This is a genomic window from Sorangium sp. So ce834, assembly GCF_051521425.1.
Taxonomy (GTDB): domain Bacteria; phylum Myxococcota_A; class Polyangia; order Polyangiales; family Polyangiaceae; genus Sorangium; species Sorangium cellulosum_D.
In genome coordinates this window covers 582,352-607,931 of the sequence record NZ_CP150351.1, presented here as the reverse complement: position 1 = coordinate 607,931, position 25,580 = coordinate 582,352, and the positions used below count along the sequence as shown (strand labels likewise).

13 protein-coding genes and 1 CRISPR repeat array are annotated in these 25,580 nt (G+C 71.1%); of the genes, 5 read left to right on the top strand and 8 right to left on the bottom strand.

Annotation, left to right across the window (positions count from 1 at the left end; all coding sequences use genetic code 11):
* Positions 1-194 precede the first annotated feature (194 nt).
* The 6 genes from WMF20_RS02235 to WMF20_RS02210 all read right to left on the bottom strand — a co-directional run bounded on the left by WMF20_RS02235 (position 195) and on the right by WMF20_RS02210 (position 14,570).
* Positions 195-1,190 (bottom strand): hypothetical protein, encoded by a 996-nt coding sequence (locus tag WMF20_RS02235; RefSeq protein WP_437610291.1) that lies wholly within the window; start codon positions 1,188-1,190, stop codon positions 195-197.
* 257 nt (positions 1,191-1,447) lie between these two features.
* A complete protein-coding gene (locus WMF20_RS02230) occupies positions 1,448-2,650 on the bottom strand; it encodes a hypothetical protein (protein ID WP_437610290.1) in 1,203 nt (400 codons plus the stop codon).
* On the bottom strand, positions 2,647-4,188 hold the full coding sequence (locus tag WMF20_RS02225; RefSeq protein WP_437610288.1) for an RNA polymerase sigma factor: 1,542 nt from the start codon (positions 4,186-4,188) through the stop codon (positions 2,647-2,649). The genes WMF20_RS02230 and WMF20_RS02225 overlap by 4 nt, the downstream gene beginning before the upstream one ends.
* A 393-nt stretch (positions 4,189-4,581) precedes the next feature.
* On the bottom strand, positions 4,582-4,893 hold the full coding sequence (locus tag WMF20_RS02220) for a DUF3368 domain-containing protein (protein ID WP_437610286.1): 312 nt from the start codon (positions 4,891-4,893) through the stop codon (positions 4,582-4,584).
* A gap of 173 nt (positions 4,894-5,066) precedes the next feature.
* Positions 5,067-5,324, bottom strand: a complete 258-nt coding sequence (locus WMF20_RS02215; protein WP_129572804.1) for a UPF0175 family protein — start codon at positions 5,322-5,324, stop codon at positions 5,067-5,069.
* 473 nt (positions 5,325-5,797) lie between these two features.
* Positions 5,798-13,236: direct repeats of the CRISPR family, unit length 36 nt; unit sequence GCTTCAATGTGGCCGCCGCCTTTCAGCGGCGGAGAG.
* Between the two features lie 1,199 nt (positions 13,237-14,435).
* Positions 14,436-14,570, bottom strand: coding sequence for a hypothetical protein (locus WMF20_RS02210; protein WP_437610284.1), 135 nt, complete (start codon positions 14,568-14,570; stop codon positions 14,436-14,438).
* A gap of 30 nt (positions 14,571-14,600) precedes the next feature.
* Between WMF20_RS02210 and WMF20_RS02205 the strand changes: the two genes are divergently transcribed.
* On the top strand, positions 14,601-15,539 hold the full coding sequence (locus tag WMF20_RS02205) for a hypothetical protein (RefSeq protein ID WP_437610282.1): 939 nt from the start codon (positions 14,601-14,603) through the stop codon (positions 15,537-15,539).
* A 178-nt stretch (positions 15,540-15,717) separates the two neighbouring features.
* Here WMF20_RS02205 and cas2 read toward each other — a convergent pair whose 3' ends face one another.
* Positions 15,718-16,008, bottom strand: a complete 291-nt coding sequence (gene cas2 / locus WMF20_RS02200; protein WP_020465159.1) for a CRISPR-associated endonuclease Cas2 — start codon at positions 16,006-16,008, stop codon at positions 15,718-15,720.
* Between the two features lie 59 nt (positions 16,009-16,067).
* A complete protein-coding gene (cas1, locus tag WMF20_RS02195) occupies positions 16,068-18,050 on the bottom strand; it encodes a CRISPR-associated endonuclease Cas1 (protein ID WP_437610279.1) in 1,983 nt (660 codons plus the stop codon).
* 582 nt (positions 18,051-18,632) lie between these two features.
* Between cas1 and cas7g the strand changes: the two genes are divergently transcribed.
* Genes cas7g through WMF20_RS02175 form a run of 4 tightly spaced genes read left to right on the top strand, consistent with a single transcriptional unit; the run spans position 18,633 to position 25,531 of the window.
* Positions 18,633-19,910 carry a type I-G CRISPR-associated RAMP protein Csb1/Cas7g gene (gene cas7g / locus WMF20_RS02190; RefSeq protein ID WP_437610277.1) on the top strand — a complete coding sequence of 426 codons (1,278 nt, stop codon included), beginning with the start codon at positions 18,633-18,635 and terminating at the stop codon, positions 19,908-19,910.
* Positions 19,910-21,604 carry a type I-G CRISPR-associated protein Csb2 gene (gene csb2, locus WMF20_RS02185; protein ID WP_437610275.1) on the top strand — a complete coding sequence of 565 codons (1,695 nt, stop codon included), beginning with the start codon at positions 19,910-19,912 and terminating at the stop codon, positions 21,602-21,604. Before cas7g ends, csb2 begins: the two co-directional genes overlap by 1 nt.
* Positions 21,597-24,596, top strand: coding sequence for a type I-G CRISPR-associated helicase/endonuclease Cas3g (gene cas3g, locus WMF20_RS02180; protein WP_437610274.1), 3,000 nt, complete (start codon positions 21,597-21,599; stop codon positions 24,594-24,596). Before csb2 ends, cas3g begins: the two co-directional genes overlap by 8 nt.
* Positions 24,593-25,531, top strand: coding sequence for a type I-G CRISPR-associated protein, Cas3-extension family (locus WMF20_RS02175; protein WP_437610272.1), 939 nt, complete (start codon positions 24,593-24,595; stop codon positions 25,529-25,531). The genes cas3g and WMF20_RS02175 overlap by 4 nt, the downstream gene beginning before the upstream one ends.
* Positions 25,532-25,580 lie beyond the last annotated feature (49 nt).

The window sequence follows — 25,580 nt, the reverse complement described above, 5'->3', positions numbered from 1 at the left end:
GCTGACCGCTGAGCGAGCCCGACTCCCCGGGCCAGGGCCTGCCCCGAGGCGCGCTGCGCCGCCACCGTCACCAACTCCACCACCCCCCACCACCGCCGTCGCCCGCGCCATCGCCTCCCGGCGCTCTCGCCACCGCCGATAATCGCCGGCGAGGAGGAGCTCCCCCGGGGGGAGGAGCTCCCGGGCGGAGGAGCTCAGGCGATGCAGCAGAACGTGGACGGCGCGCCCGGCCGGAGCTCGCCGACGGGCTCGCCCCCGTGCGGCGCGCACGCGCCCGGCTCCACGGCGGCGATCACGGCCGACTTGCTGCCCAGGGCGACGCCGGGCGGCGTCACGACGCAGAACGGGACGCTCGAGCTGACGAGGCTCGACGCGAGCAGGTCCGTGCAGGCGGCGTCGCGGTACACGGAGGCCATGAGGGTGCACGAGGCGCCGGTCGGATCGCCGCAGCCGCACGGCGTGCAGTCGCGGCCGTCGATCACGTCCGCGAAGAAGCGGTGCCGGACGGCGTACCCCTCCGGACAGTCGGCGTCGTCTCCCTCGTGAAAGACGCAGGTCGTGAAGCCCGAGGGCGCCGAGGGCACGCACGTCGTCGCGTCGTCGCACGCGGTGTACGCGCCGGCGAGACACGCCCTGGCCCGCGTCGCCCACGGATCGAGCCTGGGGACGGGCGGCGGGACGTCGAGGCGCGGCGTGCAGGCGCCGGTCGTGACGACCGAGGGGGCGGCGATCGTGAGCGACTGCACGCAGGGCTCGCCGTTGCAGAGGTGATCGGCGGGGATCGCGTTCGCCGCGGTGCAGGCGCCGTCCCAGCCATCGGGGGCGGCGAAGGAGGTCGTCACGGTGCCTGGCTCGTCGCCGGGGCACGAGGAGGAGGAGGCCGCCCAGCTGGTGGGGATGGTGCAGGAGGCCTCCGGTGGATCGCACGCGCAGGTCGCGCACTCCAGGGGCGGCTGCCGGAGATCGGCGAAGCCCTCGTAGCCGAGCGTCGGCGCGTCGGCGGGGCAGTCGGGGACGGCCTCGGGCGGACCGAACCAGAGCAGCGCCGGGCCGAACCAGCCGAGCGGTGCGGGCGGGGCGCACTGGCCGGAGCACAGCGAGCTGTGCGTGTCGCCGCCCTGGCCGCCGGCGCCGCCGTCGCCGCCGTCGCCGCCGGTGCCGGCATCGGGCGACTGCCCGCAGCCGTGCAACTGATGCTCAATTTCTCCAGGTGTGCAAGGACCGGTGATGATGATCGGTTCTTGTTCGCAACCAACCACCAGCAGCAAACCCGGGAGGAGGAAACAGGGAGTGTGCATATCGGAGATCCTACTCAGGCGCGCATCTTCGGCGCAACATGAAGGTTCTACAAAGAGCTTCGCGGCTACCCATTACAAATTCGAGAGACATTTTCTCGCACAATTCGAGCGCTGGCCGCTCCTTTCCGTTTCTTCCGCTGCCGGAGCGCTCACAGGCTCGCATGGAGGCCGAACCCGAGCGTGCCGGCGATGTCCGGTGCGCTCCAGAGGGCACTGTCTGGCGTTAGCTCGTGCGGACGGCGGCCGATCGCGGCACCGGTCAGGGTGTGAACGACGTTCAGGTATCCGCGGGCCGATAGACTTTGCGAGACAGGCCAGTCGACGCCGATTCGTCCACCGAGCCCAACGCCGAGGTTCAGAAACGGTCTTGCGTCGAGCGGAACCTCGGGCACGACGCGGAGCATACCGAGCTCTACGGCCCCACATGCGAAGAGAAGTTGGCGGTGCAGGCATACCGCGACGTTCGCCGTGACGAAAGACGCCGCCATGGGCACCTCCTCGATATCGGCCGACAGCGAGGAGAGGCCGCGGAGCTCCAGCGCCGCGGACCATGCCGGCCAGCGTCCCCCGACGAAGAGCGCCGACCCGACGGCAACGCCGGGCGTCAGCCCGAGGCCCGTCACGGCGTCGAGGCCGGCTACCCAGCGGAAGCTCTCCGCCGGAGGCGGCGGCGCGCTGCTCCCGGACGGCGCACGCACGGTCGGCGTCTTGCGCGGGGGCGGCTTCTTGTGCGGGGGCGATGCCGGAGCGGGGGTGGGCTGCGGCGGGCAAGGCCGGTCCGGCGAGCAGGGTTGTTCTGAGAGCGTCGCCTGGTCGATCGGCTGCGGCGGAGCAGGCGGTGCCCCCGGCGCCGCGGGGAGGTCGGGCGTTGCGCCCGGCATCGCGGGGAGCTCGTCGCCATCGAGGAGGACGACGATGGACAGGGCGATGGCGCTGACGAGCACCTCGCAGTCCGCACTGGCGCTGAAGCCGTCGGCCCAGAGCCCCCGGCCGGAGCGATCGCGGAGGAACAGCGCGGCGGTGAGCTCGCCGCGCCGGCGCTCGATGGAGGCGGTCAGTGTGAGCGGCGCCGCCGCATCGAAGGGCTCGACCCCTGCCAGCTTCCGGATCGTCTGTTCGCGCAGGAACCGCTCATCGGGGCAATCCTCGGCGCCCGGCCCTCGGAGGAACTCGAGCCGCACGCGGGCCGGCGCGGCCCTGGGCTCGGCCCGGACCGGCGCGATCCCGAGGGTGGCGATCGCGGCGGCGGTCATCGCGGCGAGCGCTGCGCGCTGGAACCGCCTGGCGATCGCGCTCGCGATCGCGCTCTGGCCGCGCGGTATGCGGCGGGCGCGCCTCGTTCGCGCGGTCACGGGAGCATCTCCCTCGCCGCGTTGCCGGTCGGTGCGGGCTGCGTCGGGTTGCCGGTCGGAGCGGACTGCGCCGGGTCAATCTTCGCTCGGAGCCGCTCGCGCGTCAGGTTCAGCCGCCCCTGCGGGAACCGTCGCTCGTGGGCGGCGATGCGCTCCATCGCGGTCGCCCGATCGCCTTGCACCAGCGCCTGCCTGACCGCGTCGAGCAGCAGCATCTCCTCGGTGAGCGGATCCTGACGTCGCTCGGAGGAGGCATGCGGCCTCGGCGCTGCGGGCTTGAGATGGCCGGAGCCATCCGCCAGCGCGGGCGGGGGCGGGGGCGTCCGGGCGGCTGACGTTTCTTTGGCCGGGATCGCGTCGATCGCGTCGCGCCGGGGCGCCTTGGATCGCGGCGGCTCGCCTGGATCGGTCTCCGGTCGCGCACCCGCGTGGACAGCGCGCGAGACGAGGAGCTGTGTCGCGATCGGCGCCAGGCGGTTGGCCCAGGAGACCGGCGCTGGAGCGAGCGCCGCGACCACGACGGCGGCGCCGACGATGGCCGCCGTCCCCCGAGCCAGCGCCGGGCGGACGAACCGAGCGAGCGGGCGCGCGAGGTGTGCGACGCGGGCGAAGCGCGCGGAGCGTGCCGGGTTCCGGGACCGATCCGCGGGCTCGTGTCGTGCGGGATCGCTTCGCGGGCTGGGAAGGGTCGCGGGCGCGTTCGTCTCGGCGATGGCGGAGGCGCCTGCGAGGACGGGGCGCGACGGGGCGGCGGAGCTGGCGGAGGCGAGGGAGAAGAGCGGGACCATGAGCAGGCCGGACCGGAGCGCGTGCTGCTCCTCGGCTCGCAGGCGCTTCACGGCGGCGCGGTAGTCCTCGCGCGCGAGGCGCAGGCGGCTTGCGGCGGTGTTCTCGTTGATTTCGAGGGCGCGCGCGACCTCGCGCATCGGGATCTCGTACGCATCGGCCATGAGGAGGACGGCGCGCCGTTCGGGCGCGATGCTCGCCAGCAAGTGGATCGCGAGCGCGATCCGCTCCTTCCTGACGATGCGCTGCTCGCTGCTCGGCGCGACGTCGGCGCCCTCGAAGCACGCCGCGTCCGCGAGGCCCACCGGCACCTCGCGCCGCCGGTAAGCGCGCTCGAGGTGGCTCCGCACCTTGCGCCAGGCGATCCCGAAGAGCCAGGCGGACTCGGAACGCCAGCGCGGGCTCAGGCTGGACGGGCGCGATCGGCTGGAGGGCACGGGCGGGGACCGGCGAGGGGGCGAGGCGGGGTCGGCGGGGTCGTATGCGGGGTCGGCGGAGTCGGCGGCAGCGAGGGCGGCGGCGGCGGCGGTGGGGATCGGCACGGCGGCGAAGACGAGGTCGTGCAGAGGCGACGAGGCGGACGGCGGCGGGAAGGGCGCGCCGCGCGCCCCGGCGGGATACTGGGGGTCGTACCGGGGCAGGCTGGTGTAGGCGCCGAGCAGGACCTCCTGGGAGAGGTCGTCGATGTCGACCTCGGCGACCCCGAGGTACCGGAGCATCCCCGGGAGGACGTGAACGGCGGTCGCGTGCATGGATGTCCAGGTGCTGTGCTGGACGAGGTCGGGGGGCGGAGGGGGGAGAGGGGGAGGAGGAGGAGAAAGAGGGCTCATGCTTAGAATTGCGGGGAGCCTCCCGGGGTCGTCATGGAATCGGCAGGGGGCGGTGCCGAGGGGTGGGCCGGCGCGGTGCCGACCGGGCCGGGCGGTGGGTGGGACCGGCGGGGGAGCGAGATGGCGGGCAGCACGGGGGCTGCGGGCGACTTGCTGACGCTTGCCGGCCGGCTGGGCTGACATCACGGACAGGGCCCGCGGCCACGGTCACGCTCCCGCGGAGCCTGGAGCCCGATGAGCGGTCGACCCCCCGATCACCCGACGGACGGAGCGCCGTCCGATCTCCGGCGCTCGATCTCGATGGCCCGGCGGAACCTACTCTTCGCCGACCTGCCGCAGCGCCTCTGCCATGAGCGGCGCGCTGACGCGGAAGCCTGTGTTGGCGAGGTCGTCGAGCACTGCCCGGAGAGACCCGAGGACGCCGGCACGTCGCGCCTCGACGAGCAGCCCCAGCGTACCTTGGATGCGCAGTCCGCGGGCTCGCGCTACCGCGCGGCCCTTCCGTTCGTCGATGAGGAGCGTGTCTGCGCGGAGCAGCTCCGCGAGCGCGAGCGCGGCGGCTTCCCCCGGATCGAGCAGGCTCGCCAGCGCAGGATCCACGCCGGTCCGTTCGATCTCGTCATTCACGCGGATCCATGGCGACGCCCGGAGAGATGCGACCCCCGGTTCAGCAGGGCGCGCGATGACGAGCTCCTCTCAGGCGGCTTTTGGCACGAGGATCTCGCGGGGCACCGCGCAGACGCTCTCGAGATGGGCGATGCGCGACAGATACAGAAGGGGCGTCGTGTCAGCGATGACGATCACGACGAGGATCCAAGCTCCTGCCTGAAATCCTCGAGGTCAACATCGATCGCATCGATTCCATGCGCCGCGGCCTCCCGCAGGAACGCGTCGATTCCGATCCCGAGGATCTGCGCGGCGCGGGCGCGGGTCATGCGCCCCTGGCGCACCTCGTCCAGCGCCCAAAGCAGGCGCAGACGTCTGGCGAGGGCATCGATCGGCTCGCTGCCCGCATCCGGCGGAAGATCGACGCTCACCGTGATGTGCGGCTGGGCCATGGCTCCGCCGCAAGCCTACGCGGCTTCCGGGCGGCCAGCGAGCAGCCGATCTCCGTCCCGGATCGAGGGGCTTCCGTCGCGGCCCGCCGCGGTGGCGAACCCCGTTGCGCCGCGCCTGCGCGCGGTGCTGAGCCCGTCCGCGCCGCTCTCGGACGGGCGATCGACGAGGCGGCCCGTCGGTGCGTCCCGCGGCCGAGAGAGGCGAAGGCCGCGCTGGCCGCCCACTGCGTTCGGGGTCCACACCCGGCGGATCGGGCCGGGTCGGCGGCTTCCCTCCGGCAGTTCGCGACGCGCTGCGTCGACGCGGTCCAGGGGCGCCGTCGTTCTGTGCCACCTTCTCGAACGCACGCATCAGGTTGTCCTCGGGCGCCATCTCCTTCATTCGCCATTGCCGACAGTGCCGGTCCCTTCGTGTTACAAGCCTTCGGCGCCGCCCGCGGCAGCAAAAGCGACAGGTTCCAGACGAGGCTCTAGCTTGAATGGGGCCGCCGCCTTTCAGCGGCGGAGAGAGAGGGACGCGGAGACCAGGAGCGCGCCAGGCTGCCAGCTTCAATGGGGCCGCCGCCTTTCAGCGGCGGAGAGATCGAGCCGCCGCGGCCGAGCACACCTGGACCCGTGGAGGCTTCAATGTGGCCGCCGCCTTTCAGCGGCGGAGAGCCGCGCTTTCGTGGTGCGGAAGCGGTCGCACTACTATCCAGGCTTCAATGTGGCCGCCGCCTTTCAGCGGCGGAGAGCCTCCCCCGGCGACAACGACCTGCACCTGTGGGACGTGAGGCTTCAATGTGGCCGCCGCCTTTCAGCGGCGGAGAGAGTCGCAGCAGGCGAGCGGCTCCGCCAACTACTTCAAGCCGCTTCAATGTGGCCGCCGCCTTTCAGCGGCGGAGAGGCCGACCACGGGCGACCCGCCAACGGAAGCGCTCGTGCTTCAATGTGGCCGCCGCCTTTCAGCGGCGGAGAGCTAGCGGGGCGCTGTGCGCTCGCGCGCCGCTCGGTGCTTCAATGTGGCCGCCGCCTTTCAGCGGCGGAGAGCTGACGAAGCGACGTGACTTCCGACGGATGCTGGAGCAGCTTCAATGTGGCCGCCGCCTTTCAGCGGCGGAGAGCAAGGGCGTCCGCGTCGGACTGGATCAGGTCGCTCCGCTTCAATGTGGCCGCCGCCTTTCAGCGGCGGAGAGGGCGCGAGGGTAGGCGATGCTCACGTGTCGCCCCCGTGCTTCAATGTGGCCGCCGCCTTTCAGCGGCGGAGAGGGCCTCGAGGCGGCCGTGAAGTGGATGACGGAGCTGCTTCAATGTGGCCGCCGCCTTTCAGCGGCGGAGAGATCCCCGCCGCAACGCCGTAGACATCGCCGATCGTGCTTCAATGTGGCCGCCGCCTTTCAGCGGCGGAGAGATCCCGTATCGTGGTCTAGAAGATGCATGGCCAAGTGGGCTTCAATGTGGCCGCCGCCTTTCAGCGGCGGAGAGATAAACCTGGTTCGCCACACCCGCGGAGCAGGCACCGCTTCAATGTGGCCGCCGCCTTTCAGCGGCGGAGAGCCGGGCGCCTCGTCGGCCATGTCCGTGCGCTCTCGGATGCTTCAATGTGGCCGCCGCCTTTCAGCGGCGGAGAGAAGGAGCGGACCTATGGCCATGTCTGCGGCCCTCGCGCTTCAATGTGGCCGCCGCCTTTCAGCGGCGGAGAGTCGAGCAGGCCCGCGGGCAGGTTGCAGCGGAGCGCATGCTTCAATGTGGCCGCCGCCTTTCAGCGGCGGAGAGCCCGGTCCCCACAAGATCACGGTGGACGGCCAGGAGCTTCAATGTGGCCGCCGCCTTTCAGCGGCGGAGAGTCCCCGGAGTCGCAGAAGTAGAAATCTGATCACATCGCGCTTCAATGTGGCCGCCGCCTTTCAGCGGCGGAGAGCGGGACGAGGCCGTCGACGGGCGCGTACACGATCAGGCTTCAATGTGGCCGCCGCCTTTCAGCGGCGGAGAGCCATGTGTGATCCGTCTCCAGAGCTCCCAAAGAGGTGCTTCAATGTGGCCGCCGCCTTTCAGCGGCGGAGAGAATGATGCTCGCGATGAGACCGATCGGAGCGCCCGCATCGCTTCAATGTGGCCGCCGCCTTTCAGCGGCGGAGAGGGGTGACGCGACCGGCTTCGAGCGCGCTGCGGTCGAGCTTCAATGTGGCCGCCGCCTTTCAGCGGCGGAGAGGCCCGAGACCGGTTCCGAGATCGTCTTCGAGTCGACGCCGCTTCAATGTGGCCGCCGCCTTTCAGCGGCGGAGAGCGACCCGGTCGCCCGCAAGGGCGCGTCGCTGGTAAGAGGCTTCAATGTGGCCGCCGCCTTTCAGCGGCGGAGAGCAAGGGCCGCCGAGCATGGCCCCAGGCCGTGGGTAGCTTCAATGTGGCCGCCGCCTTTCAGCGGCGGAGAGCAGGGGGACGGCGCGCGGCGAAGCCGGGCGCAGCTCCGCTTCAATGTGGCCGCCGCCTTTCAGCGGCGGAGAGAGGAAAACGAAGGTCTGTGGATGGCCGCAGAGCGCGTGCTTCAATGTGGCCGCCGCCTTTCAGCGGCGGAGAGAGATCCATGGCGGTCCCCACATGGGGACCCACGACGGGCTTCAATGTGGCCGCCGCCTTTCAGCGGCGGAGAGTCTGTGCCGAGCGGCTCCGTGCCCGCGGGCGAGCAGCGGACGCTTCAATGTGGCCGCCGCCTTTCAGCGGCGGAGAGTCAGCCGGCCAAGCCTCACCGTGCATCGACGTCACGCTTCAATGTGGCCGCCGCCTTTCAGCGGCGGAGAGGACCGGTATCACTGTCGACTGGACGGACGACCGGTTGCTTCAATGTGGCCGCCGCCTTTCAGCGGCGGAGAGTTTAAGGGCCAATGGCTCGAGTCAGACTTTCCGATGCTTCAATGTGGCCGCCGCCTTTCAGCGGCGGAGAGGCCGGGGCGGTGGGTGCTCTCGTTCGGCCTGCTCGAGTGGCTTCAATGTGGCCGCCGCCTTTCAGCGGCGGAGAGCGCCCGGACATGCTCAGGGACTACATCCGCGCGATGCTGCTTCAATGTGGCCGCCGCCTTTCAGCGGCGGAGAGTTCTGGAGATCCGCGCCAGGGTCCGGCGCCATCAGGGCTTCAATGTGGCCGCCGCCTTTCAGCGGCGGAGAGCAGCTGGCTCATTCGTCGTCGCTCCCGTCTCCCCCTGGCTTCAATGTGGCCGCCGCCTTTCAGCGGCGGAGAGGAGTTCATGCGCTGGGTGTCGGAAGGCGAAGGCGTCGGCTTCAATGTGGCCGCCGCCTTTCAGCGGCGGAGAGCGCTGATGTTCGTGTGATCGAGCGCCGCAGGGAAGTTGCTTCAATGTGGCCGCCGCCTTTCAGCGGCGGAGAGCCGTAAGGTCCACCCGCTCGATCATCGGCTCACAGCTCAGGCTTCAATGTGGCCGCCGCCTTTCAGCGGCGGAGAGCCCGACCGGGCCCGGATCGACCGCACGGCCGCCGTGCTGCTTCAATGTGGCCGCCGCCTTTCAGCGGCGGAGAGAGGCGATCTCTCTCGACGGACGGCGCCCCATCATACGCTTCAATGTGGCCGCCGCCTTTCAGCGGCGGAGAGCGCCCACGGGCGGCGGGTCGGCCGGGCGTCCGCACGTGCTTCAATGTGGCCGCCGCCTTTCAGCGGCGGAGAGCCGCACGCCCGCGGCGCCGGGGTCTGTGGTCAGCGGCTTCAATGTGGCCGCCGCCTTTCAGCGGCGGAGAGTACGTCCCTCATCCCTACCATCGGCGAGAATGGTGCCGGCTTCAATGTGGCCGCCGCCTTTCAGCGGCGGAGAGGAAGGAAGAGCAGCTCAAGGCGCCTCGCGCTTGGAAGCTTCAATGTGGCCGCCGCCTTTCAGCGGCGGAGAGCGTGACCATCGTTCCTGCGGGGCCCGATTACGACTTCTAGCTTCAATGTGGCCGCCGCCTTTCAGCGGCGGAGAGCCGGAAAGCGCATGTGGGTCGGCGCGAAGCTCGACCAGCTTCAATGTGGCCGCCGCCTTTCAGCGGCGGAGAGCGACCTCACGGGGGCTCTCCTCGACGTGATGGCGATGCTTCAATGTGGCCGCCGCCTTTCAGCGGCGGAGAGGCGATACGGATTACGCGAAGGTGCAGCTGCTCTCAAAGCTTCAATGTGGCCGCCGCCTTTCAGCGGCGGAGAGGCGAACCGGTACCGCGCGTGTCCGCGCAGCTACTACTTCGCGCTTCAATGTGGCCGCCGCCTTTCAGCGGCGGAGAGCACCTACTACCTCGGCATGGTGTACCCCGATGGGCGGGCTTCAATGTGGCCGCCGCCTTTCAGCGGCGGAGAGCCGGCGGGAGCTCGATGTGGAGCTCACGGAGCCCCATGCTTCAATGTGGCCGCCGCCTTTCAGCGGCGGAGAGGTCCAGAGCCTTCCGAAGAGCATCACCCTGATGGCCTATCGCTTCAATGTGGCCGCCGCCTTTCAGCGGCGGAGAGCGGGCGGAGCCGCAAGGGCCGCCCGGGGGCGCCTATGCGCTTCAATGTGGCCGCCGCCTTTCAGCGGCGGAGAGTAGCGTCGTCACCGTCGACTCCGCGACGGACCCGATTGCTTCAATGTGGCCGCCGCCTTTCAGCGGCGGAGAGCGGATCGGGCTGCGCCGTCCGATCCCAGAAGCACATGCTTCAATGTGGCCGCCGCCTTTCAGCGGCGGAGAGCGGAGTAGGTCTACTTGGCCTGCTCTTCGCCGGGAAGCTTCAATGTGGCCGCCGCCTTTCAGCGGCGGAGAGCTGAGATGGTGTGGGCCATGCGGCCGATGAAGCAGAGAGGGCTTCAATGTGGCCGCCGCCTTTCAGCGGCGGAGAGGACGACGCTCCGCCCTCCCCGCGGGGCATCATCCAGCAGCTTCAATGTGGCCGCCGCCTTTCAGCGGCGGAGAGGAGGTCGTCCCGGTGCGGCGGGCGCTCGCGCTGACGTGGGCTTCAATGTGGCCGCCGCCTTTCAGCGGCGGAGAGTGGAGTTGCCGTCCGTCTCGACGTGCCACCCGAGCTCACGCTTCAATGTGGCCGCCGCCTTTCAGCGGCGGAGAGCACGGTCACGGTCGCCTCGTCCTCCCAGTCGTCACGGGAGCTTCAATGTGGCCGCCGCCTTTCAGCGGCGGAGAGATTGGATCTGGACTACGGCTGCCCTGGCGACCCGCTGCTTCAATGTGGCCGCCGCCTTTCAGCGGCGGAGAGGTCCCGGGGCCATCCACGGCGACGATGCAGCGGGACATGCTTCAATGTGGCCGCCGCCTTTCAGCGGCGGAGAGCGCCGGCTCGTGACGGGGATGCTCGCGGGGGTGGAGCTTCAATGTGGCCGCCGCCTTTCAGCGGCGGAGAGCGAGGGTCCTGAGCCCTTCTAACCGTCCGCCCCATGCTTCAATGTGGCCGCCGCCTTTCAGCGGCGGAGAGAGCAAGGACGGGTAGCGCGGTGGCGGTCATCACGCTCGAGGCTTCAATGTGGCCGCCGCCTTTCAGCGGCGGAGAGCCGTGATCTCCGCTCTCGCTCTGCATCCAGATCCCAGCTTCAATGTGGCCGCCGCCTTTCAGCGGCGGAGAGGCCGAGCTCGCGGAGCGCGTCATGGAGCTCCGTCGGCTTCAATGTGGCCGCCGCCTTTCAGCGGCGGAGAGTCGGCCTCGGGCGCGAGAAGCGCAGGGAGATCTACGCGCTTCAATGTGGCCGCCGCCTTTCAGCGGCGGAGAGGACCTGAGCGTCATCCTCGACCTGACGCCCGAACAGTTGCTTCAATGTGGCCGCCGCCTTTCAGCGGCGGAGAGATCTCGCGCTTCGCGTCGCGCGTGTGGCCGTCGATCGGGCTTCAATGTGGCCGCCGCCTTTCAGCGGCGGAGAGGCTACGGTGCGCGCCTCGCGCTGCGCCGCTTCGTTCGCGCTTCAATGTGGCCGCCGCCTTTCAGCGGCGGAGAGTCGGACGCCTACAAGGCGGGGCGCGTGGATCCTGGCGCTTCAATGTGGCCGCCGCCTTTCAGCGGCGGAGAGCGTAGACGTCGACGTCGGCTGGTACGACGTCGATTGGCTTCAATGTGGCCGCCGCCTTTCAGCGGCGGAGAGGGACCAGGACGTGCTCGGCATGCTCGCTGCGGCTGCGCTTCAATGTGGCCGCCGCCTTTCAGCGGCGGAGAGCTCCCGGGGCATCATGGCGAACACGTTCTTGACGGCGCCGCTTCAATGTGGCCGCCGCCTTTCAGCGGCGGAGAGAAGCGAGGCCCGACGCAGATCGTTGTGAAGTACGCGCTTCAATGTGGCCGCCGCCTTTCAGCGGCGGAGAGTCACGCATCCGCTCATCCCAGAGGCTCGCACGGCCGAGGCTTCAATGTGGCCGCCGCCTTTCAGCGGCGGAGAGATCGGCCGGAGATCCGCAGAGGACACCATCCGCTTGCTTCAATGTGGCCGCCGCCTTTCAGCGGCGGAGAGACGCAGGAGACCCCGGAGTGGCGCGACGCCCGCATCAACAAGCTTCAATGTGGCCGCCGCCTTTCAGCGGCGGAGAGCCAGGATCTTGCACCCTGGTCCCCACCCTCCTCGGGTGGTAGCTTCAATGTGGCCGCCGCCTTTCAGCGGCGGAGAGCGGCATCAAGTTCCTGACTGGCGTGCAGAAGGCGCTGCTTCAATGTGGCCGCCGCCTTTCAGCGGCGGAGAGTTGGTTCTGGACCGTAGCCGGATCCATCACCTGGAGCTTCAATGTGGCCGCCGCCTTTCAGCGGCGGAGAGCAAGCGCGCCGAGCGGCCGATTGCCGAGGACGTTGCTGCTTCAATGTGGCCGCCGCCTTTCAGCGGCGGAGAGTTGGCGATCGCTCGCTCCAACCTGAGGCGCTCATCGTTGCTTCAATGTGGCCGCCGCCTTTCAGCGGCGGAGAGGGGGCGGCGGTTTCGTCGCTGCGTTCGGCGATGTTATTGCTTCAATGTGGCCGCCGCCTTTCAGCGGCGGAGAGATCGAGCAGGGAGACGACGGGCGCTGGCTGCCTCCGAGCTTCAATGTGGCCGCCGCCTTTCAGCGGCGGAGAGACCAGACGGACCGCGATGACGATCCTGCGGACCGGTCGGCTTCAATGTGGCCGCCGCCTTTCAGCGGCGGAGAGGGATTCGGGTGAGCCGACGCTGCCGGGAGTCAAGTAGGCTTCAATGTGGCCGCCGCCTTTCAGCGGCGGAGAGCTCGTCCTGCGCGGGCTCGACCGGCGCAGCGCCGCGACGCTTCAATGTGGCCGCCGCCTTTCAGCGGCGGAGAGTAGGCGGCCTCCACCCTGGCGAGCGCTTCCTCCGAGGGGTGCTTCAATGTGGCCGCCGCCTTTCAGCGGCGGAGAGCGATCTGCGCGTCGCTGTGCGCGCGCGCGTACGCGTAGCTTCAATGTGGCCGCCGCCTTTCAGCGGCGGAGAGGAAGGCGGCGCGCCGTGGGTAGCCTTCGCTTCATCCTGCTTCAATGTGGCCGCCGCCTTTCAGCGGCGGAGAGCGCAACACCGGGAAACGACGCGCGCACGACGCGAACGCTTCAATGTGGCCGCCGCCTTTCAGCGGCGGAGAGCGCGAGGGCGCGCGCCTGCTCCAGGACCGTCGCAGAGCTTCAATGTGGCCGCCGCCTTTCAGCGGCGGAGAGCCTGAACGCGTGGGCGACCATCGCGGTCGCGAGCAAGGGGCTTCAATGTGGCCGCCGCCTTTCAGCGGCGGAGAGGGCGCCGTAGCGCTGGTCTAGCCGGAGAACCGGTGAGGCTGCTTCAATGTGGCCGCCGCCTTTCAGCGGCGGAGAGAAGGAGAAGGATGAGGCCGCGGCGAAGAAGGCTGCAGCTTCAATGTGGCCGCCGCCTTTCAGCGGCGGAGAGTCGAGTTGGTCGCTGCGGCCTCCTTGTCCTCGATGGCTTCAATGTGGCCGCCGCCTTTCAGCGGCGGAGAGAGGCCTCCCAGGCCTACCTGAAATTTCGCGCACTTGCAACCCGGTTTGCGAGAGGTCCCCGCCGCCCCCCTCGCTCCGGCCCCCGGAGGCCGCCCGGCGCGCCCCCGGCCATCCAGAAATCCATCGTCTTTTCAAACACCTGCCGGCCTTGCGAGCGCCCCCCGGCTTTTTCGCGTCACTCCACCGCTCGCAGCCGGTGCTCCCTCCCTCTTCTACCACGCCCCCTCCTCCCCTCGCCCAGCCCTTCCGTTCTCCCCGGCCGCTTTGCCGTTCCCTGCCCCACCTCCGCCGCTCGCCTCCCCGTCTCCTTCGCCGTCGCCCCCGGCTCGCCGCGTCCGGTCCCAGCCTCGCGCCACGTCGTCCCCACCTCGCCGGACTCGCCGTTACCGCCGCCGCTCCTGGCGTTCGGCGTCACGGCTCCGGCCCGCCCATCGACCCGACCCCTCCGAGGCCGCCCACATCGGTTCCAGATCGACCCGCACCCCCCTCCGAGGCCGCCCACATCGGTTCCAGATCGACCCGCATCCCCTCCGAGGCCGTCCACCTCGGTTCCAGATCGACCCGCACCCCCTTCGAAGGCCTCCCCGCCACGTCGCCACCTCCCAGCACCCCCTCCGAGGCCGCCCACATCGGTTCCAGATCGACCCGCACCCCCTCCGAGGCCGTCCGTTTCGGTTCCGAACCTCCCCTTCCCCCCTCAGAAGGCCTCCCCGCCACGTCGCCACCTTTCCGCGCGCCCTTCGAGGCCGTCCACGTCGGTTCCAGATCGACCCGAACCCGCTTCGAGGCCGTCCACATCGGTTCCAGATCGACCCGCACCCCCTCCGAGGCCGTCCGTTTCGGTTCCGGACCTCTCCCTCCCCCCTCCGAAGGCCTCCCCACCACGTCGCCACCTCCCCGCGCGCCGCTCCGAGGTCGCCCCGGCACCTCCGCACGTCTCCAGCGTCCCCCCGAGCGCCCGCCCGGGAGCCGTCACCCCTCGCGTACCCTGGCTCTGCCTCCCCATCCGCCTTCTCCTTCTCCCTGTCTTGCCCCCGTCTTGCCCCGTTCTCTCCGCCTCGTCCCCTCGCCCAGCCTCCTCGCCCTCCCCGTGCGTCTCGCCGCTCTCTGCCCCACACAGCCCGGCGCGGCGCCGGCAGCCGGCAGGTAGCGCGTCTGCGGCGCTGCGCAGCAGCATCGGGCTCACGAGACCCGCGAGATCACGAGTCCAGCACGATATCGATGCACCGCGCGTAATCGTAATATCGATGCTCCTCCACCGCTGCGCACCAGACGCCGCCCTCGCGGTTCGCAGGGACCGCGCTCGGGGCGTCGCAATTCGCTTGCTGGCCCACGCACGAGACTCCACTCTTGCTGCCGAGTCGATGCGCACCCGATTCGACGCCTTCGGCAAGAACGTCCTGCGCGACACCCTCGCGCGCGTCGGCGCCGCCGACACCGCCGTCGAGGTCATCGCAGCTTCCCAGACCATGGACCTTTGGTACGTGCCCGATCCAGCCCGCGCCGCCGCGCGCGCCGAGCTGGGCCTCCTCGGTGAGCTCGCGGCGGAGCCCTGCCAGTTCGAGCCGTTCCACGACACGCCCGGCCCGGCCGAGCTGCGCGGCTGCGTGCGCAAGCAGCTCCACTGGCACCACGAGCTCGAGCGCCGCGCCGGCGGCGATGTGCCCTTCCCGAGGCTGTGCGTCCTCAGCGGCGGCCGGCCCGCGACCGTGCTCGACGCGTTCCGCTTCGAGCCGGAGCCCGGCCGCCCCGGGCTCTACCGCGCAGCGCCAGGGTGGCAGATCGACGTCGTGGTCATCGCCGAGCTCCCGCGCACCCGCGACACGCTGCTCCTGCGCCTGCTCGGCGCCCGCGCCGTGCTCCGGGACGCCATCCGCGAGCTCGCCGCCCTGCCCGAGGACGCCTGGGAGAGGAGCGTCGCCCTGCCCTGGCTGGTACGCTTGCGCTTCGAGACCCAGGCCGAGCCCTCGGCGCGCGGGGCGGAGGACGCGGAAGAGGAGGAGATCGTGACGGAAGTTCAGCAGTGGTTCGAGCAGCTCAAGCAGTCGATCCGCGACGAGGCACGCAAGGAGGCGCTGCAGGAGGGCCTCAAGGAGGGCCTCAAGGAAGGCCTCAGGGCGGGGCAGCTTCAGGCGCTGGCGGCGCAGTTCGAGAAGAAGCTCGGCCGACCGCTCGCGGAGACCGAGCGCTCCGTGCTGGCCGAACGGTTCGACCGCCTCGGCCTGGATCGCCTCGACGACGTCCGGCTGGAGCTCTCCTCAGACGCCCTCGCCGCATGGCTCGCGGATCCGGCCGCAAGCTGAAGGCCGCTCGCCGCCGTCCCCTTCTTCTTCCGCCTCCGCCCTCGCCATCGCCCCGCCGGCATGGCCTCGCGCCCGGCCGGCGAGCCCCCCCCACCGCTCCCCTCCTCTCCTTTCCCTGCGACCGCCGCCCGCCGCGCCCGGCAGGCTCCGTCGTCGTCTCCCCCGCCGGCTCAGCGCCTCACACCACCACCGCCACCCGCTCCGACGGGACGTACGCCCGCCCGAGCGACGCGATGGCGCTGAGCCCGCGCCCGTTCGCCGGACCGATGTCGATGATCAGCACCTGGTCCACCTTCGCATCGATGATCTGCCCGAGATCCCGCCGCAGCTCCACGAGCTCCCGCCGGCTCAGCTCGCACTGCCACACCGACAGCTGCAGCCAGTCGCCGTACCCCCGCATCGCCTTGAAGATCTTGCGTAGCCGCTTCGGATCGCAGACGTCGTAGCTCACGATGTAGCTCTGCCTCACGCCGGCCTCCTCTCCGTCTCTCCCGCCCTCTCGCTCTCTCCCTCGCCGTCTCTCCTCCCTCACCGCGTCCGGAACGACGGATACGCCCCGACCTCGCCGAGCAGCACCCGCGCGAACAGCCGCGCCTGCACCTCCAGCACCCGGCGGTAGCTGATCCGGTATCCGAACACCGGGTGCGTCACGAGCTGGTCCATCCGCCGCTCGTACGCCAAAAGGAACTTCTTGCGCCCAGCCGTCCGCAGCGCCACCGCGTCCCCGAAGCGCTGGAAATCGTCCGGCGCGACCACCCCGTTGTTGATGGCCGCCACGACCACCGAGTCCGCCACGATCGGCCGGAACTCCTCCATGAGATCCAGCGCCAGCGCCGGCCGACCGAAGCGCGGCTGGTGATAGAACCCGAGCAGCGGATCCAGCCCGACCGTGCCCAGCGTCGTCGCGAGCTCCTTCGCGAGGAGCGCATACGCAAGCGACAGCAGCGCGTTCACCGGATCCCGCGGCGGCCGGCGGTTCCTGCCCTCCAGATCGAACTCGCCCCTCACCTCGCCCGCGCCCTTCAACATGCCGGCGAACGCCCCGAAGTACACCCGGGCGGCGGTCCCCTCGATCCCGAGCAGCGACGGCAGCGATGACGCCTCCGCGGCCTTGCGCGCGAGCTGGTCGAGCTCCGACAGCACCGCCGCCTCGGGCGCCGCGTGGTTGCGCCGGAGCATCGTCCTCGCGTTCTTGATCTTCCCCACCACCACCCCGCGCGCGAACGACAGGCAGAACGCCTCGTCCGCCGCCGCCCGGTGCTGCGCGACCCGGAGCTCCACGTTCCTCGACTCGAGCCCCGTCGCGCGGCCCAGGTAGTAGCCGCCGTACGTCATGAGGAGCAGGGGTATCCCGCGCTCCAGCAGCGCCCGCATCGCCTGCGTCGAGATCTGCACGTTGCCGAGCAGGGCCACCTGCGACGTGTTCGAGAGCCGCGCCTCCGTCTGCCCCCCGGTGCGGGTGTGGATCACGAGCCGCTCCCCCGCGAGCCCGATGCGCGCCCCCTGCTCCTGCACGTACACAGGGACCTTGTCGTCGCGCGCCGGATGAAGCCGCCTGAGCTCCACCCCGCGCTCGTCGTCACCGTCCTCCGCCACCCGCTCGTCCGCAGCCGCCGCGCCGGCGATCCCCCACGGATCCACCTCCAGCGGGCCCTCCAGCTCCGCGGATCCGTCGGCCTCGGGCGGCGGGCCCTCGGGCGCCACCGCCGCGTCGAGATCCTCGCCGGCGAGGCGCCGCAGCAGGTTGGTCTCGTCGGGCAAGCAGATCCCGACGAGCGAACAGCCGTTGCACTTCGGGCTGTCGACGAGCGGCGGGGGGATGGCCGCGGCCCGCGTCACCTCCCGCGCGCGCGCCGCGGCCGCGTGCGTCGCGGCGATCAGCGCGTCGTCGATCGCGATGGAGACGCGCCGGCGCGACGCCGCGAAGTAGACGGCCGCCTCGTCGCACGAATACCCGTGCTCGCGCAGGAGCAGCACGTGCGCGCAGAGCTGCGCGCGCTCCGGCAGATACGCCCCTCCGGGCACGTCCGGCGCGTGGCCGCGCTTGTACTCGATCGGCAGGAGGCGCCCCGACGCGTCGCCCTCCACCACGTCGATCTTCGCCGTGATGCCGAGCCGCTCCGACGAGAGCCACACGCTGCGCGCCTCGTACGGCGCCGGCTCGTCGCCCTCCTCGTCCCTGTCCGCCCGCCTCCCCGCCGCGCGCCGCGGCTGCGCCGGGGAAGCTGCCATCTCGGCCTGCTCCGCTCCGGCGCCCTGCGCCGCGCCCGCCGGCCGCGGCGGCAGCTCGCCGCCCGCGACGTCCGCGCGCCGGTGCACGCTCCGGCCCTCCACCGTGAAGACGTTGTCCTCGAACTCGCCCTGCGCCCACTCCAGGTAGAGCAGGCGCTCGCAGTAGAGCACCTCGTTGATCATCCGCGCCGGCACCAGCTCCGGCGGCGTCCCCGCGACTGGCAACCTCCGCGGGAGCGGCTTCGCCCGGATCAGCGGCTCGCTCGATTCGTCCGTCACGCGCTCAGGTGCTCGCGCCATTCGTGGCACCCCCTTTGGACGGCATCAGACGCCTTCGCGTCAGGCAGAGTCAAGCAGATGGATCCACGAATTTGATCTGGGAATTCCGAATAGCTCACCGCAATGCCAAGCAAGAGCTGCGGCCTTGTGCTGCGCGACCTCCCACCGGCCACAGAGGCTGCAAGCAGCGCTCTTCGTCCGACGGCGCGAAGGCCTCGCTCGCGACGGGTCCACCTCGCGACGGGTCCACCTCGAGAGGCGGCGCCACCTCATCTCGGACCCTCCTCGGCGCGACCCCGTGCCTCCCCTGTTCAGCTCCGGCACCCCGGCCCGAGCAGCCTGGACCTGCGCCGGACAAGCCGAGCTCGGCTGCGTACGCCGCGCTCTCAGGTAAATTCGCCAGGGTATACGCAATGCTGCGTAGTCAGGCATCGCCCTCTTCCCATCCACCTCCTCCTCTGCGATGGTAAATACCGTCGCGTCGGCCGCGCGACGCCGGCCCCGAGCCGCACCAGCTCGCCCCGGATCGCGCAGCCTGGAGCTTCTACCGTTTTCCGCCCACGTTCCGCCCACGGAGGACCGATGCGCTCTCTCGACCTCGATACCCTCGCGAACGCCGTCGCCGGCGGCGCCGCCGCGATCCGCGCCATCACGCGCCTTGAGCCCGCGGGCGGCCCCGGCGATAAGGTCTTCCCGCCGACCTACGTGAAGGAGCGCAACGCGACCACGAAGTACGCGACGGAGCAGCGACGCATCGACGGGCGCGAGGTCACGACAGTGCTCCTCGACTCGGTCGCTTCCCAGGCAAACCGCTTCGAGGAGGCGCTGCTCGACGGATTCCGGCGCGGAGAGCTCCCCTTCCCCATCGTGCAGGTCGACTTCTCGAACGAAGAGGGGCTCGCCGACCTCGAGCAGATCACGGCGCTCCAGGCCCCGCATCGCATCGCCGACGCGCTCCTCCGCGACAGCGTGCTGGGCGGCACGCCGTTCCGCCACACGGCCGTCGGCAAGGAGGTGACCGACGCGCGCCCGACCCACGCGACGGCCATGTTCAAGTACTGCCCGACAGCCCTGATCTTCGGCGTGTGGGACAGCACCGGCCCGAAGGGCGGCCTCGGCGCCAAGTTCCAGCGCTGCCTGGTCTCCGAGATCGTCGGCATCGACATCGCGACCGGCGTGAAGACGGCGAGTCGCCTCGACCCCGCCGGCATCCAGACGAAGGCAGGCCCGGTGTTCAAGCACAAGGACCCGACCCAGGACTGGACCGTCGACCCGAAGGAGGCCGAGCTTGCCAAGGGCGGCAAGCCCGTCGAGTTCTCGCGCAGCGGCGGCGACGGCAAGAAGGGCTCTCCGTCGGCCATCAACCACGGCAACATCCCGCCGAGCATCGACGCCGCGGCGGGCGGGGTCACGATGAGCCACGCCGTGCAGACCACCGTGCTGTCGCTCGGCGCCCTCCGCCGCCTGCGCTTCCAGACCGCCTGCTCGGGCGAGCGCCTCCCCGCCGAGCAGCGCGACGCGGCCGAGACCGCGGCGCGCACCGCCCTCGCCGCGCTGGCCCTCGCCGCCGTCGTCTACCAGCGCGACCAGGGCTACGATCTCCGCTCGCGCTCGACCCTCGTCGCGAAAGAGCCCCTCGTCTTCGAGCTCGTCGGCCGCGACGGCGGCGAGCCGGAGCGCTTCTCGCTGTCGCGGGCCGAGGCCGCGGCCCTGCTCAAGGGCGCCGAGCAGAAGGCGCGGCAGGTCGGTCTCGGCTGGGATCCGAAGCCCATCACGCTCACGCCGGCGCCGAAGCTCGCGGGCCTCATCCGGAAGAGCCGCGAGCTGGCGGCGAGCGGCGAGGCCGAGGACGAGGTCTGATGCTCGCGATCGAGGTCGCCCTGCTGACCGGCCGCTACGTGGCGACCGCCGTCGACGACCGCGATCGGGCCGAGTGGCCGCCGCATCCGGCACGGCTGTTCTCGGCGCTCGTCGCGGCGTACTTCGACACGCTCGATCCGTCCGCCGACGAGCGCGCCGCGCTGGAGTGGCTGGAGCAGCAAGGCCCGCCCGAGATCACCGCCCCCGAAGCCGCCGCGCGGGAGGTCGTGACCGTGTTCGTACCGGTGAACGACACGAGCGTGGTCGGCTCGCTCGACGACGAGGCGCTCACCGTGCGCGAGGCGCGCGCCGAGCTCGACGCCGCACGGCCCGCGGGCGGAAAGCCGCTCGCCGCCGCCGAGAAGAAGCTCGTCAAGGCCGAGGCGCGCTTCCTGGAGGCCGTGCGCAAGGCGATCGCTCCGGTCCCGACCGGGAAGGAGGGGAAAGACGGGCCGGTCAGGGCGGCGTCGATCCTGCCCGAGCGAAGGATGCGGCAGCCGCGCACCTTCCCGTCGAGCGTGCCCGCCGAGATGGGGCACGCCATGCCGCGCATCGTGTTCGCGTGGCCGAGCGCGACCCCCACGCCCGAGCAGCGGGCGGCGCTCGATGCGCTCGCCGCGCGCGTGACGCGGCTCGGGCACTCCTCGTCGCTCGTGACCGCCCGCGTGCGCGACGACCGCCCCGAAGCGACCTGGGTCCCGGACGACACCGGCCCGGGGCGCGCCGGCGACGAGGCGGTGCTCCGCGTCGTCGGGCCGGGTCAGCTCGCGGCCCTCGGCGCCGCCTTCGAGCTGCAGGCCGACACGCCCGGGCGGGTCATGCCGGCGTCATTCCAGCGCTACGTCCGGCCTCGCGCCGCCGGCGAGGCGAGCGCGCCGGCGCCCCTCTTCGGTGACGGGTGGATCGTCCTGCGCCGGGTCGCCGGCCCGCGTCTCCCCTCGATCCGCGCCGTCGACGTCGCCAGGACGGTGCGCAAGGCCATGATGGCGGCCTACGGTCCCGGCGCGCCCGAGATCCTCTCGGGGCACCGCGCGTCCGGCGGGCCGAGCGAGCGCCCCCACCTCGCCTACGTCCCGCTGCCGTTCGTCGGCAGCGAGCATGCCGATGGCGCGATCCTCGGCGTCGCGTTGATCCTGCCGCGGGACGTGACGCGCGACGAGCGGCTCGCCGTCTACCGCGCGCTGAACGCCTGGGAGCAGCACGCGCGCGGCGGCGGCGATGAGGAGCCGCCGAGGCTCCCTGTCCACCTCGGCAAGGCCGGCGAGCTCATGCTTGAGCGGCTGGAAGAGCAGACGTCCGCGACGACGCTGAGGCCCGCGACCTGGTGCGCCGAGGCCGCATCCTGGGCCAGCGCCACGCCGGTCGCGCTCGATCGCAACCCGGGCGATCTCGGCGCGCGCGATCCGCAGAAGGAGGCCGCCGCCTACGCCGAGGCCGAGACGACGCTCGCGGTCGCGTGCGAGCGGATCGGACTGCCGCGGCCATCGCGCGTGACGGTCATGCCGGCAGCGCCCCTCGCGGGCGCCGACAAGGCCCGGCGCTTCCCGCCGTTCCATGCGGGCAAGCCTCCTGTGCAACGCGTGCTGGTGCACGCGACGCTCACGTTCGACGCGCCGGTACGGGGGCCCATCTTGCTCGGCGCCGGGCGTTACTTCGGCCTCGGCCTGTTCCGGCCGCTGAGGGGAAATGGCTGAGCTCTCGCCCGACGACTTCGCCGCGTATTTCGAGGCGATCCACGGCGCGCCGCCGTTCCCGTGGCAGGCGAGGCTGCTCGCCGACGTGGCGCGCGAGGGGCGCTGGCCGACGCTGCTCGATCTGCCCACGGGCACGGGCAAGACGGCGGCGATCGACATCGCCCTCTTCCACCTCGCGCTCGACGCCGCAGCGCCGCCGGCGCAGCGCACGGCCCCCCGGCGCATCGTGATGGTCGTGGATCGGCGGACGGTCGTCGATCAGGCGTTCGAGCGCGCGAAGAAGATCGCCAAGACGCTGACGGGCGCGGGGGACGGCGTCCTCCGCGCCGTGGCCGATCGGCTCCGGGCGCTCGCCGGCCTTCGGGGGGACGAGGCGCCGCTCGCGCTGGCGCAGCTCCGCGGCGGCATGCCGCGCGACGATGCGTCGGCGCGGAGGCCCGATCAGCCGCTCGTGGCCGTCTCGACCGTGGATCAGGTCGGCTCGCGGCTGCTCTTCCGCGGCTACGGCGTGAGCGACGCCATGCGCCCGATCCACGCGGGGCTGCTCGGCAACGATGCGCTCCTGCTGCTCGACGAGGTGCACCTCTCGCAGCCGTTCCGCGAGACGCTGCGCTCGCTGTGCCGGTATCGCACGTGGGCGAGCCGCAAACTGCCCGACCGATGGCAGGTCGTCGAGATGTCGGCCACGCCGGGGAGCACGTCGGGAATCGCAGGCGTCACGTCCGCTGCGTCAGACGATCGGCGCGTGTTCGGACTGGACGACGACGATCGCCGCGACGAGCGGCTCGCGAGGCGACTCCAGGCGAAGAAGCCGGCCGCGCTCGCCGACGTGAAGGTGAGCGGCGGGGAGGGCGCGAGGCGAGCGGCCCTCGCCGAGGCATGCGCCGAGCACGCCCTGCGCTTCGTGGCGCCGGGGCGCGCCGTCGGCGTCATCGTCAACCGCGTCGCCACGGCGCGCGAGGCCGCCGAGGCGATCCGGAGGCGGTCCGGCGGCAGCGTCGACCCCATCCTCGTCACGGGCCGCATGCGCCCGCTCGATCGCGACGATCTCGACGAAAGGCTCGGCCCGCTCGTGCGCACGGGCCGGGCGCGCGACGCCGCCGCGGACCCGGTGGTCATCGTCGCGACGCAGTGTATCGAGGCGGGCGCCGATTTCGACCTCGACGCGATCGTGACCGAGTGCGCCTCGATCGACGCGCTCCGGCAGCGCTTCGGCCGGCTGAACCGGATCGGCGCCATCGAGGACGCGCGCGGCGTGGTGCTGGTGCGCTCGGACGCGCTCGCCAAGGATTACGTCGATCCGGTCTATGGCAATGCGCTCGCCGCGACGTGGACGTGGCTCGGCGAGGCAGCGCGCGATTTCGGCATCCAGGCGATGGCGGCGGCGCTGCCCGAGGGGGAGAGGCTCGACGCGATGCTGTCGCAGAAGTCGCGCGCGCCGGTGATGCTGCCCGCGCATCTCGACGCCTGGGTGCAGACGCGGCCAAGCCCAAAGGTCGATCCTGATGTCTCCCTGTGGCTCCACGGGACCGACCAAGAGCAGGAACCCGAGGTGCAGGTCGTCTGGCGCGCCGATGTGACTGAAGCGCTGCTCGCGCAAGCGAGGGGAGTGGAGGAAGCGCACGAGGCTTTGTTGAAGCGCGTGGAGGCGTGTGCGCCGGTCGGGATCGAGGCCATCTCGATGCCGATCCATGCGGTGCGGGCGTGGCTCCAGGGCGGCGCGGCACCCGATGTCACCGACATCGAGGGGCGCGCGGTGGGAGAGGACGAAGGAGAACTGCGGGGCGGACGGCTCGCGCTCCTCTGGCAGGGTGATGAGAGCCGGGTGATCGGGCCCAGCGAGCTCCGCCCGGGCACCACGCTCGTCGTGCCGAGCACGTATGGAGGCCTCGCCGATGGCACCTGGGCCCCTTCGGCCCAGAAGCCCGTCTCGGACCTGGGCGATCGCGCTCGATGGCAGCAGACAGGGCACCCGATGCTGCGGCTGCACCCGGACATCCTGGGGCAGCATGCTGACGTTACGGATGCTGTATTGCCGAAGATCCCCGTGCCGGTGGTGGACGAGGGGTCTGATGCCGAGGATCGCGCGGAGATCGACGTGTGGCTCTCGGAGATGAGCGCGTCGACGGCCGCGGCATCGTGGCTTGGCCGGGTGCTCACGGAACTCGCCGCGAAGGACAGGAGGCGCCCCGCCCTCGTGCGGCTCGACGGCATGCAGCTGGCGGGCGAGGACGGAGAGCCGCGGGTCGAGGCGGGCTATTTCGCGCTCATCGGTCGTTTCCGCACGCATGACGAGGGGGCGGGCAATGTGACGACGGAGGACGACGGCGCATCGTACACGGGCGTCGAGGTGACGCTGCGCGAGCACCTGGGAGGCGTCGCTTCCTGGGCCAGGCGTTTCGCCGAGCAGTGTGGGCTCCCGCCCGATGTCGCACGCGCCGTCGAGCTGGCGGCGCGCTGGCACGACGCCGGGAAGGTGGATCCGCGGTTCCAGCGGATGCTCCACGGGGGCAGCGAGCTCCGGGCGGCCGTCGCAACCGAGCCGCTGGCCAAGAGCGCGCTCGTCGCTGCGGATCGCGCGGCGCGCGCCCACGCGTTCAAGCGGTCTGGATACCCGCGGGGTGCCCGGCACGAGCTCTCGTCCGTTGCGCTCCTTCAGAGCTGTGAACGGCTGTTCGACAAGGATGTCGATCGCGATCTGGTCCTGCATCTCACGGCATCGCATCACGGCTGGTGCCGGCCGTTCGCGCCCGTCGTCGCGGATGACGAGCCCGTCGAGCTCGCCCTGGAGGTGGAGGGCACGCCCGTGCACGTATCGAGTGATCACGGCCTCGCGCGGCTCGACGCGGGCATCGCCGAGCGGTTCTGGCGGCTCGTGCAGCGCTACGGCTGGTTCGGCCTGGCGTGGCTCGAAGCGATCCTGCGGCTCGCGGATCACCGTCGGAGCGAGGAAGAACAGCGCGGCGACATCGGGGCAAGGAACAAGAGATGACCGAGCTCTTGCTGACCGGGATTGATGGCAAGAATCCGCTGGCGTTCCTGGCGGCGCTCGGGGTGCTCAACGCGCTCGCCGACCGGACGAAAGATGGGACGCCGGAGCCCAGGCTGGTCTGGCGCGCCGGCGGCACGTACCAGCCGGCGATCGTGGGCGGCCCGGATCGCGGCGCGTTGCTCGATGTGCTCGCCCAGGATCTGGAGAGCTTCCGCGGAGAGCCCGCGATCGAGCGGCTGCGTTATCGCAAGGACGGCAATGGGGCCGAGGCGCACGATCTCAAGCCCCCTCCTGGCTACTTCGCGGAATACCTGAGCCACCTGGTGAGCGACGATCTGCGGCGGAGCCTCGCCTTCGCCGCCGCGTTCGCGACGGATGTGGCGGTGGACAACAACGGCAACACGAAGCCGACGGCGCTGCATTTCACCGCGGGCCAGCAGGAGTTCCTCACGATGGTGAGCGAGCTCATCCAGGGCGTGCGCGTCGAGGACCTGGAAGAGGCGCTGTTCGGGCCGTGGAGGTACGAGAGGCCGCTCCCGGTGCTCCAGTGGGACAACACGTCGGCGCGCGACTATGCGCTGCGCGCGAGCGATCCCTCGAAGGACAAGAAGCTCGGCGTGCCCGGCGCGGACTGGCTCGCGTTCCGGGGCCTGCCGTTCATCCGGGTCGCGCCGGTGGGCGACCGGATCGTGACGACGGGGTGCAGTGGCGAGTGGAAGACGGGGACATTCAGGTGGCCAATCTGGACGGTGCCCCTCCCGCGCTCCGTGGTCGGCTCCGTCCTGACATCGCCGGAGGTCTTCGAGGTGAATCCGAGCGTCCTGCGCGCCCGCGGCATCGCCATCGTGTTCGAATCCGCGATCCGCCGCAGCGATCAGGGCGGCTACGGGAGCTTCGCCCCGGCGCGCATGGCGCGCCCGGCGCGCGGGGGCTGATCCCAGATCTCCTTCATCCCCTCCCCCCGCCGCCGTATCCTCCTCGCTG

Coding starts and splice junctions, on each gene's coding strand:
- WMF20_RS02175 (WP_437610272.1), top strand. CDS start 24,593: ATGACCGAGCTCTTGCTGACCGGGATTGATGGCAAGAATCCGCTGGCG.
- WMF20_RS02215 (WP_129572804.1), bottom strand. CDS start 5,324: ATGGCCCAGCCGCACATCACGGTGAGCGTCGATCTTCCGCCGGATGCG.
- csb2 (WP_437610275.1), top strand. CDS start 19,910: ATGCTCGCGATCGAGGTCGCCCTGCTGACCGGCCGCTACGTGGCGACC.
- WMF20_RS02205 (WP_437610282.1), top strand. CDS start 14,601: ATGCGCACCCGATTCGACGCCTTCGGCAAGAACGTCCTGCGCGACACC.
- WMF20_RS02225 (WP_437610288.1), bottom strand. CDS start 4,188: ATGCACGCGACCGCCGTTCACGTCCTCCCGGGGATGCTCCGGTACCTC.
- cas3g (WP_437610274.1), top strand. CDS start 21,597: ATGGCTGAGCTCTCGCCCGACGACTTCGCCGCGTATTTCGAGGCGATC.
- cas7g (WP_437610277.1), top strand. CDS start 18,633: ATGCGCTCTCTCGACCTCGATACCCTCGCGAACGCCGTCGCCGGCGGC.